General features: G+C 72.4%; 13 protein-coding genes. 2 read left to right on the top strand and 11 right to left on the bottom strand.

The window, feature by feature from the left end; genetic code table 11:
* Positions 1-15: 15 nt before the first annotated feature.
* Complete coding sequence (locus ACSNN8_RS33100) at positions 16-1,242, bottom strand: PQQ-dependent sugar dehydrogenase (RefSeq protein WP_436653935.1); 1,227 nt, start codon at positions 1,240-1,242, stop codon at positions 16-18.
* 115 nt (positions 1,243-1,357) lie between these two features.
* Here ACSNN8_RS33100 and ACSNN8_RS33095 point away from each other — a divergent pair, with 115 nt between their 5' ends.
* A complete protein-coding gene (locus ACSNN8_RS33095) occupies positions 1,358-2,617 on the top strand; it encodes a hypothetical protein (RefSeq protein ID WP_436653934.1) in 1,260 nt (419 codons plus the stop codon).
* Positions 2,618-2,645: 28 nt separating this feature from the next.
* Here ACSNN8_RS33095 and ACSNN8_RS33090 read toward each other — a convergent pair whose 3' ends face one another.
* The 7 genes from ACSNN8_RS33090 to ACSNN8_RS33060 form a co-directional block, all read right to left on the bottom strand.
* Positions 2,646-3,476 carry an SAM-dependent methyltransferase gene (locus ACSNN8_RS33090; RefSeq protein ID WP_436653932.1) on the bottom strand — a complete coding sequence of 277 codons (831 nt, stop codon included), beginning with the start codon at positions 3,474-3,476 and terminating at the stop codon, positions 2,646-2,648.
* 502 nt (positions 3,477-3,978) lie between these two features.
* Positions 3,979-5,565: an acyl-CoA dehydrogenase family protein gene (locus tag ACSNN8_RS33085; protein WP_436653931.1), complete on the bottom strand. Its 1,587-nt coding sequence runs from the start codon at positions 5,563-5,565 to the stop codon at positions 3,979-3,981.
* A gap of 236 nt (positions 5,566-5,801) precedes the next feature.
* Positions 5,802-6,347 carry a GAF domain-containing protein gene (locus ACSNN8_RS33080; RefSeq protein ID WP_436653930.1) on the bottom strand — a complete coding sequence of 182 codons (546 nt, stop codon included), beginning with the start codon at positions 6,345-6,347 and terminating at the stop codon, positions 5,802-5,804.
* 82 nt (positions 6,348-6,429) lie between these two features.
* Complete coding sequence (locus ACSNN8_RS33075) at positions 6,430-7,005, bottom strand: GTP-binding protein (RefSeq protein WP_436653928.1); 576 nt, start codon at positions 7,003-7,005, stop codon at positions 6,430-6,432.
* Entirely contained in the window at positions 6,983-7,357 is a 375-nt protein-coding gene (locus ACSNN8_RS33070) for a DUF742 domain-containing protein (RefSeq protein WP_436653926.1), read from the bottom strand. Before ACSNN8_RS33070 ends, ACSNN8_RS33075 begins: the two co-directional genes overlap by 23 nt.
* Complete coding sequence (locus ACSNN8_RS33065) at positions 7,354-7,788, bottom strand: roadblock/LC7 domain-containing protein (RefSeq protein WP_436653924.1); 435 nt, start codon at positions 7,786-7,788, stop codon at positions 7,354-7,356. Before ACSNN8_RS33065 ends, ACSNN8_RS33070 begins: the two co-directional genes overlap by 4 nt.
* A 34-nt stretch (positions 7,789-7,822) precedes the next feature.
* Positions 7,823-9,172, bottom strand: a complete 1,350-nt coding sequence (locus ACSNN8_RS33060) for a sensor histidine kinase (protein WP_436653922.1) — start codon at positions 9,170-9,172, stop codon at positions 7,823-7,825.
* 297 nt (positions 9,173-9,469) lie between these two features.
* Between ACSNN8_RS33060 and ACSNN8_RS33055 the strand changes: the two genes are divergently transcribed.
* The gene (locus ACSNN8_RS33055) at positions 9,470-9,934 is read left to right on the top strand and encodes a cupin domain-containing protein (RefSeq protein ID WP_436653920.1); all 465 of its coding nucleotides are present in this window, start codon (positions 9,470-9,472) and stop codon (positions 9,932-9,934) included.
* A 15-nt stretch (positions 9,935-9,949) separates the two neighbouring features.
* On the opposite strand, the gene ACSNN8_RS33050 is transcribed toward ACSNN8_RS33055, so the two are convergent.
* The 3 genes from ACSNN8_RS33050 to ACSNN8_RS33040 are packed head-to-tail and all read right to left on the bottom strand — an operon-like array spanning position 9,950 to position 13,398.
* On the bottom strand, positions 9,950-10,519 hold the full coding sequence (locus ACSNN8_RS33050; protein ID WP_436653919.1) for a TetR family transcriptional regulator: 570 nt from the start codon (positions 10,517-10,519) through the stop codon (positions 9,950-9,952).
* A 51-nt stretch (positions 10,520-10,570) separates the two neighbouring features.
* Positions 10,571-11,020 carry a hypothetical protein gene (locus tag ACSNN8_RS33045; RefSeq protein ID WP_436653918.1) on the bottom strand — a complete coding sequence of 150 codons (450 nt, stop codon included), beginning with the start codon at positions 11,018-11,020 and terminating at the stop codon, positions 10,571-10,573.
* Positions 11,021-11,049: 29 nt separating this feature from the next.
* Positions 11,050-13,398 (bottom strand): family 78 glycoside hydrolase catalytic domain, encoded by a 2,349-nt coding sequence (locus tag ACSNN8_RS33040; RefSeq protein ID WP_436653916.1) that lies wholly within the window; start codon positions 13,396-13,398, stop codon positions 11,050-11,052.
* Positions 13,399-13,402: the final 4 nt, after the last annotated feature.

Genomic DNA, 13,402 nt, shown 5'->3' with positions numbered 1-13,402 from the left:
CTGAGGCGAGAGCGTTCAGCGGCTCCCCGCCGCACCGCCGGAGGCGGGCGCGACCCGCTCGAAGCGCACCCGGCTCAGCCAGCCCGGGTAGTCGCTGAGCACGTACAGCTCGCCGTGCACGTCGGCGCCGAACGCGGTCGGCTGGGTGGGGAAGGTGCCGATCGTGGCGGACTCGTAGCCGCCGCCCGGCCTGGGTCGCACGGCGAACGCGAGGGTCGAGCAGTAGTCGCTCGCGATGTAGGTGCCCCGCGCCTCGGGGGTGCGCGATCCCCGGTACACCAGGCCGCCGGTCACCGAGCAGCCCTCGGTCATGTAGTGCTCGTACTCGAAGACCGGGTCGACGTACCGCACGCCGGGGCGACACTGCTCCGGGTCGAACACCGGGGTGCCCTCCCTGCAGGACCAGCCGAGGTTCGCCCCGCCCTGCCAGGGGCGGACGTGGTCGACCTCCTCGACCAGGCCCTGGCCGACGTCGCCGATCCACAGCGAGTTGTCGACGTCGACGGAGAACCGCCACGGGTTGCGCAGCCCGTACAGCCAGATCTCCGGCCGGGCGCCCGCCGTGCGGACGAACGGGTTGCCGGCGGGCACGCAGTAGGGCCTGGTCCCGCAGGCGCGGTTCACGTCGATCCGTACGATCTTTCCGAGCAGGGTGCCGAGGTCCTGACCGGCCTTGAAGGGGTCGTTCGCGTGGCCGCCGTCGCCGGTGGACCAGTAGAGGTAGCCGTCGCGGCCGAACGCGACCTGCCCGCCGTTGTGGTTGCCGTACTCGGCGTGCTCCTGGGTGAGCAGCACCTGCAGCCGCTGCGGGGCGCCGAGGGGCAGTCGCGCCAGGGTCAGCGTGCCGGCCGGCAGGCTGGTGTAGGAGACATAGACCATTCCGGTACGGGGGAAGTCCGGCGCGGGCGTGATGCCGAGCAGGCCGCGCTCGTTGTCCGAGGTGTCGACCCGGGCGGTCAGGTCGAGCACCGAGTCGGGCGCCAGCCCCGTGTCGGGGTGGTAGGCGCGGACGGTGCCGTCCTTCTCCGCGATCAGCATCCGGCCGTCCGGCAGCCCGGTGATCGCGACCGGGCGCCGCAGACCGGAAGCCACCTGCTCGGACACCACGGTGAGCTCCGTGAGGGGCACCGGCCGGGTGCGGGGCGTGCCGGCCGCCGGCACCGGAGCGGACAGCAGCGCGGACAGGACCGGAACGAGCAGCCCGGCCAGCACGGTGACCGTGCGACGACGCCGTCGGGACATGGTGGGCTCCTTGAGCGAAGTGGCGGAGGCGATCTGGGAGCGCTCCCACTTTACATTGATGAACTCCGATACTCAAAGCCCGTGGTAGCGTCCGCGCACACATGGGGGAGGATCAATGAGTTCCACGCGCCGCAATGTCTTTCGCGCGGGAGTCGTCGCCGGTGGGGCGATGCTGCTGGGCCAGGCCGGGGCCGGGGCCGCCCGGGCCGCCGTCAACCCGTCCGTGAGCGGCGAGGATGCCGCCACCACCGGTCTGCGGCGCGCCCTGGACGACGCCGCCGGCGGGATCGAGAACGCCGCCGGGCGCGACGAGCGCGGGCGCATCATCGTGCGGGTCGGCTCGGGCACGACCATCACGCTGCGGGACACCCTCGTCATCGGCGGCGGCACCCACCTCGACGCACGCGGCGCGCGGATCCTGGCAGCCTTCCCCACCGTCGCGCAGACGTACACGGCGGACACCGCCAACGCCCACTCCGACGCGCCGGTCTACGGCTCGACGTTCTCGAGCGTCCGTACGGCCGCCGGTGTCTCGCACGCCACGATGGTCCTCAACCACGTGCCGTCGGCCACGACGGGCGGCTACCGGGCGCCCGGCAACATCATGATCAGGGGCGGCTCGTGGGACCCGATCTGGTCCGCGATCCAGGGTGCGAGCGGCGACGACCAGGCAAAGGCGAGCGCGGCGCCGCCGATGAACGTCATCACCATGCAGCACACCTCGGACGTCCAGATCGACGGCGTCTCGATCTACAACGTGAAGTGGTGGCACGCGATCGAGCTGAACGCGGTGCACACCGCGACGGTGTCGAACTGCCAGTTCCTGGGCTGGGTCGAGGACCCGACGGTGGGCCTGTGGCACGGCGAGGCGGTCCAGCTCGATGCCGCGGTGCCCGCCACCACCTGGGCCGGCGCCGCCGACGACACCGCCTGCGCGAACATCCGCCTGGTCGACAACCAGTGCGGCCCGTCCGGCAGCAAACCCGGCTGGGGCCGCTTCACCGGCTCGCACACGAGCGTCGCGGGTTCGGTCCACACCGACGTCGCGATCGAGTTCAACAGCGTGACAGGTACGAAGTTCGACGCCATCGGCCCGCAGGACACCCGGCGGCTCTCCGTGCGGGGCAACACCCTCTCGGGCTGCGCGGGCGGGATCTATCTCAAGGCGTACGCGAACAGCCTGAGCCGCGTCGACATCGTCGACAACGTCGTCGCCACCACCGATCCGGCACGCCCGGCACTGGCGGTCCACGACCCGGGCGGCCGGCTGTCCATCACCGACGTCGCCGTGTCCGCCAACACCGTCTCCGGCCCCGGCGGCTGTTGGTACACCGGCGCGTCCGCCCGGCCGAACCACACCCTGCAGGGCCGGTGAGGCCGGGAGGCGTACGGCGTCCTGACCGTCACACGCGGGCCACGGCGCCGTAGACCGACACCTGGTCGTCCGACGGCGGCGGCTGATCGCCGGGCTCGCCCAGCTCCGGCCGCCAGGCCGGGAGGACCTGCAGGCCGGGGTCGACCACGTCGAGGCCCGTGAAGAAGCGTTCGATCTGCTGCCGCGAGCGGACCTGCATGGTGACGCCCTGACGCCGGTAGACCTCGGCGATCCGGGCCCAGGCCTCCGGGCGGAAGTCGCCGGTCAGGTGGGACAACGCCAGGTAGCTGCCGGCCGGCAGGGCGGCCAGGAGCCGCTCGACGATGGCCCACGGGTCGTGCTCGTCGCCGACGAAATGCAGGACCGCGATGAGCAACAGGCCCACCGGGCGGTCGAAGTCGAGGGTGCCCGTCGCCCGCACCTTGGCGAGCAGGGCGTCGACATCGCGCAGGTCGGCGTCGACATAGTCGGTCCGGCCGTCGGGATGGCTGGTCAGCAGCGCGCGGGCGTGCGCCAGCACGATCGGGTCGTTGTCCACGTACACGATGCGCGAGCGCGGGTCGACCTGCTGGGCCACGTGGTGCACGTTGGGCGCGCTGGGGATCCCGGTGCCGATGTCGAGGAACTGGTCCACGCCCTGCTCGGCCAGGAAACGCACCGCCCGGCGCAGGAACAGCCGGTTCTGCCGGGGCGGGATGCGGCTGTCCGGGTTGGCCTCCAGGCCCTTCTGCGCCGCCGCCCGATCGGCCGCGAAGTTGTCCTTGCCGCCGAGCAGGTAGTCGTACACCCGCGCCGGATGCGGGCGGTCGGTGCGCAGGTCGATCCTGGTTGCGGCATCCGGCTGGTGGTCCTCGGCCATGATGGAGCCCCTCTCTTCGCGAGCGCCCCTCACCATAGTCAAAAGATCACCCCCTCCACCGTCCACCCAGGACAGCGATCACCCGGCGGGCCGGCGGGCGTGGTGGATCTCGGCCCAGCCGCGGCCCGCGAGCGCGATCTCCTCGGCTGTCCACTGCCGCGGCGAATCCTGGCTCACGGGGCGCTCCTCGCTCTGCCGGAGGGCCGCCTCGGGCGGTCAGCCGGAAGTCGCGCGGCGCCATCGGGCCGCCTTCTTCGATGCCGACCGCGGCCACCAGGGCCGTGCGAGCACCCGCGCTGTCCACGAGGTACCCGGCGGCGAAGGGCACGTCGGCCGCGTCGCGGAGGCGCTCGAGCGCGTTGGTCAGCGCGTCCCGCCGGCCGCTGCCGCGCGGCGTGCTCCCGAGCGCGTGCAGCATGGCGAGCCTCGGCGGAGGCGTTCCGCTGTCGCCGACGCGCCACGGCTGCGGCCACGCGCAGGTTCGTTGCGGATGCGGGCGGGCTCACCTCAGCAGCGGGTCCGAGCGCCACTCCTCGGCGGGCCAGCGCCGCTGGTCGACGTCGCCGATGACGCCGGCGTAGCCCTCGACGTGGGCGGCGAACTCGGCCTGGGTGGGCAGGGCGCCGCGGGAACGCGGCCGCGCGCTGCGCAGCCTCTGCTGCAGCTGCTGCTCGGCCCACGATGCGGTGTAGCCGTGCATGGGGGAGTGGTGGGCCACCTCGCCGGTCACCGTGGCCAGCAGCGTCCAGCACGCCAGCTCGCCCACGACGGCCGCGTGCACGTGCCGGCCCGCGGCGTCGCCGGGACGGTCGGCGCCGATCTCCGCCACCTGGTCGGCCAGCCGGAGCGTCTGCGCGGTGGGGCGCGTCCGGCCGACGAGCCTGGCGAACTCGTCGGGGTTCCGCACGAGCGTGGTGCCCAGATACACCGTGATCGCCTCGGTGGAGCCCTCGAAGATGCGGAACAGCCGATAGTCACGGAAATGCTGCCCGACGGTGTTGGTGTCGAGGAAACCGCGCGCGCCCATCACTTGAAGCGCCGTGTCGATGGCGTTCCAGCCGAGCTCGCAGCCCAATATCTTCGCGCAGAAATACCACGCCTCGGGCACGTCCCGGCCCGCGTCCCGCCACTGTGCTATCCGGGCGATCAGCGTTTGCACCGCTTGGATCGCGGCGGCCGCCTCGGCCAGCATCTCGCGGATGCGGCCGTTGCCGGCCAGCGAACCGGTGGCGACCTCGCGGCCCCGGGCGAACCGCTGCGCCAGCTCGAGGGACCGCATGGCCGCTCCCAGCGCCATCGCGGCCAGCACCACGCGACCGTCCATGAACGCCGCCTTGGCGGTGGCCAGACCGTCCCCCTCCGCGCCCAGCAGCGCGGAGGCGGGCACCCGCAGGTCGCGGAAGCTGAGGTCGTACTGCGGCACCGCGCGCAGGCCCAGGGTCAGCATCTCGGGGCCGATCCCGAAACCGGGAGTGCGGCTGTCCACCAGGAAGCCGGTGATGCCCAGCGGCCGGCCCCGGTCGTCGCGGAGCCCGGCGAAGATGTTGACGTAGCGCGCGTCCCCGCCCAGCGAGATCCACTTCTTGGTGCCGTTGATCGTGTAGGAGCCGTCCCGGTTCCTGACCGCGCTGGTGGTCATGCCGCGCACGTGCGAGCCGATGCCGGGCTCGCTGATCGCGCTGGTGGTCAGGGCCTGGCCGGTGGCCAGGCGGGGCAGCACGCAGCCCTTGACCTCCTCGCTCGCGGACCGCAGGATCGGCGCTATCCCGAGCGTGTTGTGCACTGCGCAGAACACGGCGAGATTGGCGTCGATGGCTCCGAGCTGGGTGAACACCCGGTTCATGTCGGCGTGGCAGATGTCCTGCCCGCCGAGCGCGCGAGGGATCTGCAGACCGAGCAGGCCCACTTCGCCGAAGTCGGCCACCATTGCCGGTGGCAGGGAACGGCGCTCGTCCATCAACCGGGAATTGAGAAAGTTCTGGGCGTATTCGCGAAGGAAATGCAGCATCCTCGGCGTCGATGACGGCTCCGGCCGGTCGCCCGTCGCGGCGCGGGAATCGGCGTCCCGACTGAGGGTTTTGGTGTCCATCACGTGCTCCAAGTCCACCTTGAGCGGCTTTACCGTGGTCTTTGAGCCGACGTCCGCCTTTTGTCTGACCGAACAGTACAGCGACCCCGTTGGTTCCTCAACGGGGTCGCGTCGTCACGGTCAGTGAAGGATCTGTCGATGATGTCCACGCCGGAGTGCCGGATGAGGCGCTACCAGTGGCGCAGCGGAGCGGCCCGGGAGGGCTTCGCCCGTTTTCGCGGTGGATGCTGCTCGCTCTACTTCCCCTCCCGGGCGTGGATCTGGGCGACCAGCTCGGAAGCGAGCGCCTTGATCGTCTCCAGCCCTGGCCGGCCCCACGGCCGCGGCTCGACGTCGACCACGCAGACCGTGCCGAGCGCGACGCCGGTCCGGTCGATCAGCGGAGCGCCCAGATAGGAGCGGATGCCGATCTCGTCCACCACCGGGTTCCCGGCGAATCGGGGGTAGTCGCACACGTCGTCGAGCACCAGCGCCTTACGCCGGACGACGACGTGCGGGCAGTATCCGTGCTCCCGGGTGAACGTGCGGCCGGCCAGCCCGGTGCGCAGGGCCTCCGGAACGGCGGCGCCGGTGTAGAGGCCGCCGAGGTACTGACGGTCGTCCCGGATGAAGTTGACCATCGCCAGCGGCGCCCTCGTGATGTCGCCCGCCCGGCGCGCGAACTCGTCGAGATGCGCGTCCGCGACTTCGCCCAGGCCCAGCTCCTGCAGCCGGCGCAGGCGGGCCGGCACTTCCGGGTCCGCCGGGGTGAGGGACTGGTGTCCGGAAAGGTCGTAGATCATGCCAGGGGCTCCGTTCGGTCGTCGGCGGGCTCGCGGGAGGAGGCGGGCTCGCGGAGGGAGGCGGGCTCGCCGGGCGAGCAGGTCATCGGCGGGCTTGCTGGGCGAGCAGGTGGTGCATCAGGTTGACGAGCACGCCGGTGGCCGATCGCTGGTCGCGGGCGTCGCAGAGCACGATCGGGGTGTCCGGCTTCAGGTCGAGGGCGCTGCGCAGGTCGTCCGACTCGTACCGGCAGTCGCGGTCGAACTCGTTGACCGCGACCAGGAACCCGATGCCCCGCGACTCGAAGAAGTCGACGGCGGGGAAGCAGTCCTCCAGCCGGCGGGTGTCGGCCAGCACGACCGCGCCCATCGCGCCGCTGGACAGCTCGTCCCACATGAACCAGAAGCGCTCCTGGCCGGGGGTGCCGAACAGGTAGAGCACGTGCTTGCTGCCGATCGTGATCCGGCCGAAGTCCATCGCCACCGTGGTCGTCGACTTGCTCTCGACGCCGGTCAGCCGGTCGGTGCCCACGCCGGCGGTGGTGAGCAGTTCCTCGGTGTGCAGCGGCTCGATCTCGCTGACCGCGCCGACGAACGTGGTCTTGCCGACGCCGAAGCCGCCGGCGATCAGCAGCTTGAGCGCGGACGGGATGCCGTCAGAGCCGTCGTTCAAGAGCATTGAGGATGGTCTCCAGTACCGTCAGGTTGGAAGAGTCGGCCATCGGGTCAGGGGAGTGGGCGTCCACCGCTCCGCAGTCCACCAGATCGGAGAGCAGGATCTTGGTGACGACGGCGGGCAGCCCCAACCGCGCCGCGACCTCGGCGACCGTGGTGACGCTGCCGCAGAGCCCGAGCGCCTGAGCGTGGTCCGGCCCGAGCGGGCTGTGCGGCCGGCGGCCGGTCGCGATCACCATCGACAGCAGCTCCATCGGGGTGGTCGGCTCGGTCCTGCCGTCGCTCACCGTGTAGGGCCGGATGAGCCGTCCCGCGGCGTCGTCGAACCAGTGCTCGTCGGTCTCCCGCACGTTCACCGGCCGCGCACGCCCAGGAACTCGGGCTCGTTGCGAGCCGGCGTCGTCAGGTACGGCCGCACGCTCTTGACCATCTGAGCCATCTCGTAGCCCAGCACGCCCGGGTCGGCCGCCTTCCCCGCGACGACCGCGAGCACCGCCCCGGAGCCGGCCGCCGAGACGAACAGCAGCGACTCGTCCAGTTCGGCCACCACCTGACGGACGCCGTCGCTGCCGCCGAACCGGGTGCCGGCGCTGCGGGCCAGGGAGAAGAGCCCCGACGCGACCGCCGCCAGGTGGTCCGCGCCGTCGTCGTCGAGCCCGTGGGCCGCCTTGCGCAGCCCGTCCGAGGACAGCAGCAGCGCGCTTCTCGTGTCCGGAACACGGTCGACCAGGCCGGACAGCAACCAGACCAGGTCCTGGGACGTACGTGCGGGATCGGTGCGCGACATGTGAGCCGGGCCTTTCTCGTTGCGGGGCCGGTGGTCAGCCATGACGGTCGGGGAGGGGCCCGTCCGCCTCGCCCTCGGAGACGCCGCTCATGAACGACGCCATCAGGCCCGGGCGGTGGTCCTCGGCCGGCTCGGCGGCCGGCTGCGGCGGGCCCAGCTGCAGTTGCGGGGCCATGTGGGTCTGGCGGCGGCGACGCGGCAGCGGAGGGCGCGCCGGCGTGGCCCGGGTGGGCTGTTCGGGAACGGTCGCGGTGGCGACCGGGCGGGCCTCGGCCTGGCCCCGCCCCGCGCGCGGCAGGAAGACGGTGTCCGCCGAGACGTCGGCCGGTGTCGCCCGGGCCGGCGCGGCGGCCGGCCAGACGGACTGCTGCGGAACGCGCCTCTCGAGCGGAGGCAGCGCCCGAGCCGGGACCTGCTCGGGCGCCCGGGGCAGGCTCGGCGGACGGGACGCCTCCGGTTCCGGCTCGGGCGCCGTGCCGACCAGCTGCGGCGGCAGGATGATCACCGCCTGGGTCCCGCCGTAGATGTTGGTCTGCAGCTGCACGACGATCCCGTGCTGCCGGGCGATCATCGAGACCACGTACAGGCCGATCCGCCCGTCGCGCAGCAGGTCGTCGAGGTCGGTGTCGTCGGGGTTGGCCAGCAGCTGGTTGACCCGGTCGAGGTCGGCGCGCTGCATGCCCAGCCCGCGGTCCTCGACCTCGACCGCCATCCCGGCGGCGACCGGCTGGGCGCGGAGCAGCACCTGGGTGTGCGGCGGCGCGAACATCGTCGCGTTCTCGATCAGCTCGGCGATCAGGTGGATGACGCTCGCGACGGCGTGCCCGGGCAGGGTGCCGTCGATGGGCGGCACCAGCTTGACCCGCGAGTAGTGCTCGACCTCGGCGATCGCGGAACGCAGCACCTCGGTCAGCGCGACCGGCCGGCTCCACTGGCGGCGCGACACCGACCCGCCGAGCACCGCCAGGTTCTCCGCGTGCCGCCGGATGCGGGTCGCCAGGTGGTCGACCTGGAAGAGGCCCTTCAGCAGGTCGGGGTCCTCGACCTCGTTCTCCAGCCCGTCGAGCAGCTTGATCTCCCGGTGCACCAGCGACTGGAGCCGCCGGGACAGGTTGACGAACACCTCGACGCGCCGGCCGCCGGCCCGGGCCGCCGGGACCCCGACGGCCTTCGCCGTCTGCGCCTGTGCCTGCCGGAGCCGCTCGATCTCGGCGCGGGCGGCGGCCAGCTCCGAGCGGGCCTCGGCGAGCGCGGCGGGGGTCTCGGCGTCCGGAGGACGTGGCGCGCTCGGCCGGGCGCCGGAGTGCCGGGCCGCCCGGACGGCGAGGAGAACCGCGGCGGCCAGCACAGCGCCCATGACGATCAGATAAAGAGTGGCGGGCATGACCGTCCCTGTTTCGATGATGCGGCGATGTCCGGGAGAGGTCATTCACTGTAGTGCGCGGATTATGCCCGGCCAAAGCGAGACCGTCGTCCCGCATCGATCCGGTGAATTGGTCGCCCTCAATTCTGATCCCCGTCATCTGAATAGGTGAATCGACCGTGACAGCGGCTCCGGACCGCGGTTAGGGTCCTGGCGGCTGCAGTCCGCGCTGATGTCCCGGCGAGACATCGGTGGTAGAGTGATGTCGTGGCGCGACATCACGGTCGCACCCGCTGACCCCTCAGGGAGGGTTCCTCCATGGCTCCAGTCTCGATCGTCCGGCCCGGCGAAGGCGAGCTCATCGCCGGCAACGGGCCGTCGCAGATCCGCATCCTCGAGGACGGCAGCAACACCGGCCACCGCCTGGGCATCGGCGAGATCACTCTCAGCCCGCACACGCCCGGCCCCATCCAGCACCGCCACGCCCAGCACGACGAAGGCTTCTACGTCCTCTCGGGCACCGTGCGGTTCACCGTGGGCAGCGACGACTACGACGCCGGCCCGGGCACGTGGGTGATCGTCCCGCCGGGGGCGCCGCACACCTTCGCCAACCCGGGCGACGAGCCGGCCGTCATTCTTTCCACCTTCACGCCGGACCTGTACGTGCAGTACTTCCGCGACCTCAAGCAGATGGTCGAGTCGGGACGCCCGGTGACGCCGGAAACCATGACGCCGCTGTGGCAGAAGTATGCGACCGAGATCTCGTCGGAATTCAAATCCTGAATTGCGGCGACGCCTTTATCGGTCGCGGTGCACGATCGTTTTCAGCAACGCCATCACGGCCTCGGTTCTCGTAGCCAGATCGGTGTCGCCGTCGCCTCGCAGCCACTGCCGGTAGGCGGTGCGGAACACCTGACTCCCCGTGGCGGCTGCGAGCTCGGCGGTGTCGGGGTGGACTCCGCGCTCGAGAAGTGCGCGGCGCAACGCGTCGGCCGTCTGCTGCTGTTTGATCAGGTCTCGTTCGAGCAGCCGGGGGTCCGACGCGATCATGGCGTCGCGCTGCTTCAACGCCTCCCGCGTGCCGAGCCGTTGCCAGTCGTGACCGGCCAGGGTCCGGACGACGGCCTGCAGCGGCTCGGTCACGTCGGCGGTCTTCAAAAGCTCCCCGACGAGCTCGTCCGTGAGCGCCTGCGCCTCGGCGAAGAGAATCTCCTCCTTGTCCGGGAAGTACCGGAAGAAGGTGCGGGTGGTGACCCGGGCGCGTTGCGCGATCTGCACGGCCGTGGTGGCTTCGAAGCCCTGCTCCTCGAACAGCTCCGTGGCGGCCTGTTTCATCCGCTGCTCACTGCCGTGTTCCCACCGGGGCATGGCGCCAGCATAGTGGCCCCGCCGACCCGTCTCGGCCTGCTGGGGCGCAGGTCAGCGGAACCAGTCGGCCAGGCGGCGGGGCCAGTCACCGGTCCGTACCTCGACGTGCGGGGCGGCGCGGCCGACCTCGTCGGCGAACTCCTCGAGGCCGCTGCCGGACAGCACGTTCCACGAGCGCCCGTCCCGCCGGGTGACCCGGATGGCGCCCTCGTCGACGGGCAGGCCGATCTCGGCGAGCTCGGCCAGCGGGATGCGTTCCCGGACGATCGGCGCGCGCAGCACCAGTGCGGTGCCGGTGAGGTCCATTCCGTAGAACATCCGGGTCAGGGCATGCCACCAGCCGAGGGGGATGGCCACCAGCAGGAACAGCGTCTCCATCCACCACGGCGCCGCGTCGACGAAGATGGCGACGACGGGGAACGCGACGGATCCCACGATCAGCAACGGGAAGACGAGCCAGGCGGCCCGACAGCGATAGCGTGCCCGGGTCTGCTCCATCATGGACGGCTGGTACCCACTCGCGCGCCGTTTCAGACCGGCAGGGCGAGCGGAACGGCGTCGTAGCAATGCCTGCCGGGCGCGGCGTCGATGCGCCGGCCGTCGGGCAGGCGGACCTCGGCACGCGTGCCCGCGGGAATCTCGACGTCGAGCCGGAACCGGCCGTGCTCCAGCCGCCAGGCGCTGCGGACGAGGCCGTACGGGCTGTCGTGCTCGGCCTGTGCCCAGGTGAGCTCGCCGCCGGGGCGGGGCTGGATCACGAACCGGCGGTAGCCGGCCTCGCCCGGTCCCGGGTCGGCGGGCAGGCGGATGCCCGCGACGTGGGTGTGGAGGAACGCGACGACGGCGCCCTTGCTGTAGTGGTTGAGCGAGCCCTGGGCGCGGTCGCCGGTGACGCCGTCCCACCGCTCCCAGATCGTGGTCGCGCCCCGGTCGATCATCTCCAGCCAGGACGGCACGCCGGTGGAGAGCAGCACCCGGTACGCCGTGCTGAGGTGCCCGGTGTCGGCGAGCACGGGCAGCAGCATGCCGGTGGACAGGAAGCCCGTTCCGAGGTGGTGGTCGCCGGCGGCGATCAGCGCGGCCAGCCGGTCGGCCACCGCCGCGCGCCGCTCGGCGGGCACCAGGTCGAAGGCGAGGGCCCGGACGTGGTTAGCCTGTGTGGGCACCGCGATGCGGCCGTCCTCGGCGAGGTACTCGCGCTGCCAGGCGTCCCGGACGGCTGCGGCCAGCGCGCGGTGGCGGGCGGCGTCTTCCGTACGGCCGAGAAGCGCGGCGATGCGGCCCAGCAGGTGCGCCGAGCGGGCGAGGTAGGCGGTGGCGACGATGCCGTGGTCGGCCGACGGATCCGGGCGGGGCGTCTCGCCCGGCTCGAGCCATTCGCCGAAGTGACCGCCGGTGTCCCACAGGTATTGCTCGTGAGCCGCCGCTCGGGGGCGGGCGGCGGCCCGGTCCGGATGGCGGCGGGTGCGGGCCGCGGTCGCGGCGTAGCCGACCCAGCGGACCATCGAGTCGTACTGCCGCTCGAGGACGGCCCGGTCGCCGTACGCCCGCCACAGCTCCCACGGCACCAGCACCGCGGCGTCGCCCCAGCCCGCCGAGCCCTCCATCGCGTCCATGAACGCGATCCCGGAGGGGCCGGGCCCGGCCGGGTTGGGCGTGACGGTCGGGACCCGTCCGTCGGGCCACTGGTCGGCGGCGAGGTCGCGCAGCCACTTGCCGGAGAACGCGGCCACGTCGTGGGTGAGCGCGGCGGTCGCGACGTACACCTGCCAGTCGCCGGTGAACCCGGAGCGCTCCCGCTGCGGGCAGTCGGTCGGGATGTCGCACGCGTTGCCGCGGAAGCTCCACACCGCCGCCTCGTGCAGCGCGTCGAGCCGGTCGTCGCTGCACCGGAACCGGCCGGTCGTGGCCAGGTCGGTGTGCACCACCACGGCGGTGACGGCGTCGGCTACCGGCCGCCCGGGGTGCCCGTCGATCTGCACGTAGCGGAAGCCGTGGGTGGTGTGCCGGGGTTCGAAGACGTCGCCGGCGCGGCCCGCGGACACGACCCGGTCGACCTGCCCGGCGGGCGCCGGGCCCCCGGTGGTGACGTCGAACGCCCGCAGGTGGTCGGTGTCGACCCGGCCGTCGGCAGCCCGGTGCTCGCCGTGGGTGAGCGTCAGCCGGCAGCCGGCCGGTCCCAGATCGCTCAGCCGGACCCACCCGTTGATGTTCTGCCCGAAGTCGATCACCGTGGCGCCGCCGGGCAGGTGGTCGACGGCGACCGGCCGGAGTTCCTGGATGCGGCGTACCGGGGGAGCGTCGGAGGCGTGCAGGCGCCGGCGGTCGTCGTAGAGACCGCCGGTGACCGGGCGTGCGGGCCGCCAGCCGGAGGCGGGCTGCCGCAGGTCGGTCTGCTGGCCGTCCATCAGGTCGGCGGCCGTGATCCGGCTGGGCCGCGACCACCATCCGGGCCCGGTGCCGACCGTGGTGACAGTGCCGTCGGGATGGGTGACCTCGAGGGCGAGCAGGGCGGCCACCCGGTCCCCGAAGCCGTTCGCGGTGCGGGCGAAGCCGTGCCGGCCCCGGAACCAGCCGTCCGAGAGCAGCACCTCGATGGCGTTGCCGCCCGCCCGCAGCAGGTCCGCGACGTCGTACGACTGGACCTGCAGCCGGGACCGGTAGGCGGTGAAGCCGGGCGTCAGCTCGAGGTCGCCGACGCGGGTCCCGTTGACGAACAGCTCGTAGATGCCGTGCGCGGTGGCCTGCACGGTGGCCGCCGCGACCGGGCCGGGCAGCTCGAACTCGTGCCGCAACTGGTACGCCGGCCGCGAGCCGGGCGGGGGCGTGACCGGCTCGTCGGGCTCGATCCACGTCCCGGTGGACAGCGTCACGGTCACCGGC

This window comes from Actinoplanes sp. URMC 104, assembly GCF_051386375.1.
In the GTDB taxonomy this organism is placed as follows: Bacteria; Actinomycetota; Actinomycetes; order Mycobacteriales; family Micromonosporaceae; genus Actinoplanes.
The sequence above is the reverse complement of the archived record's forward strand: the minus strand, read 5'-3'. Positions and strand labels throughout refer to the sequence as shown.

What these genes read in the sequence shown, in the direction of transcription:
- ACSNN8_RS33065 (WP_436653924.1), bottom strand. Translation starts at nt 7,788, where the DNA reads ATGTCGCGCACCGATCCCGCACGTACGTCCCAGGACCTGGTCTGGTTG.
- ACSNN8_RS33055 (WP_436653920.1), top strand. Translation starts at nt 9,470, where the DNA reads ATGGCTCCAGTCTCGATCGTCCGGCCCGGCGAAGGCGAGCTCATCGCC.
- ACSNN8_RS33050 (WP_436653919.1), bottom strand. Translation starts at nt 10,519, where the DNA reads ATGCCCCGGTGGGAACACGGCAGTGAGCAGCGGATGAAACAGGCCGCC.
- ACSNN8_RS33095 (WP_436653934.1), top strand. Translation starts at nt 1,358, where the DNA reads ATGAGTTCCACGCGCCGCAATGTCTTTCGCGCGGGAGTCGTCGCCGGT.
- ACSNN8_RS33090 (WP_436653932.1), bottom strand. Translation starts at nt 3,476, where the DNA reads ATGGCCGAGGACCACCAGCCGGATGCCGCAACCAGGATCGACCTGCGC.
- ACSNN8_RS33080 (WP_436653930.1), bottom strand. Translation starts at nt 6,347, where the DNA reads ATGATCTACGACCTTTCCGGACACCAGTCCCTCACCCCGGCGGACCCG.
- ACSNN8_RS33100 (WP_436653935.1), bottom strand. Translation starts at nt 1,242, where the DNA reads ATGTCCCGACGGCGTCGTCGCACGGTCACCGTGCTGGCCGGGCTGCTC.
- ACSNN8_RS33045 (WP_436653918.1), bottom strand. Translation starts at nt 11,020, where the DNA reads ATGATGGAGCAGACCCGGGCACGCTATCGCTGTCGGGCCGCCTGGCTC.
- ACSNN8_RS33060 (WP_436653922.1), bottom strand. Translation starts at nt 9,172, where the DNA reads ATGCCCGCCACTCTTTATCTGATCGTCATGGGCGCTGTGCTGGCCGCC.
- ACSNN8_RS33075 (WP_436653928.1), bottom strand. Translation starts at nt 7,005, where the DNA reads ATGCTCTTGAACGACGGCTCTGACGGCATCCCGTCCGCGCTCAAGCTG.
- ACSNN8_RS33085 (WP_436653931.1), bottom strand. Translation starts at nt 5,565, where the DNA reads ATGGACACCAAAACCCTCAGTCGGGACGCCGATTCCCGCGCCGCGACG.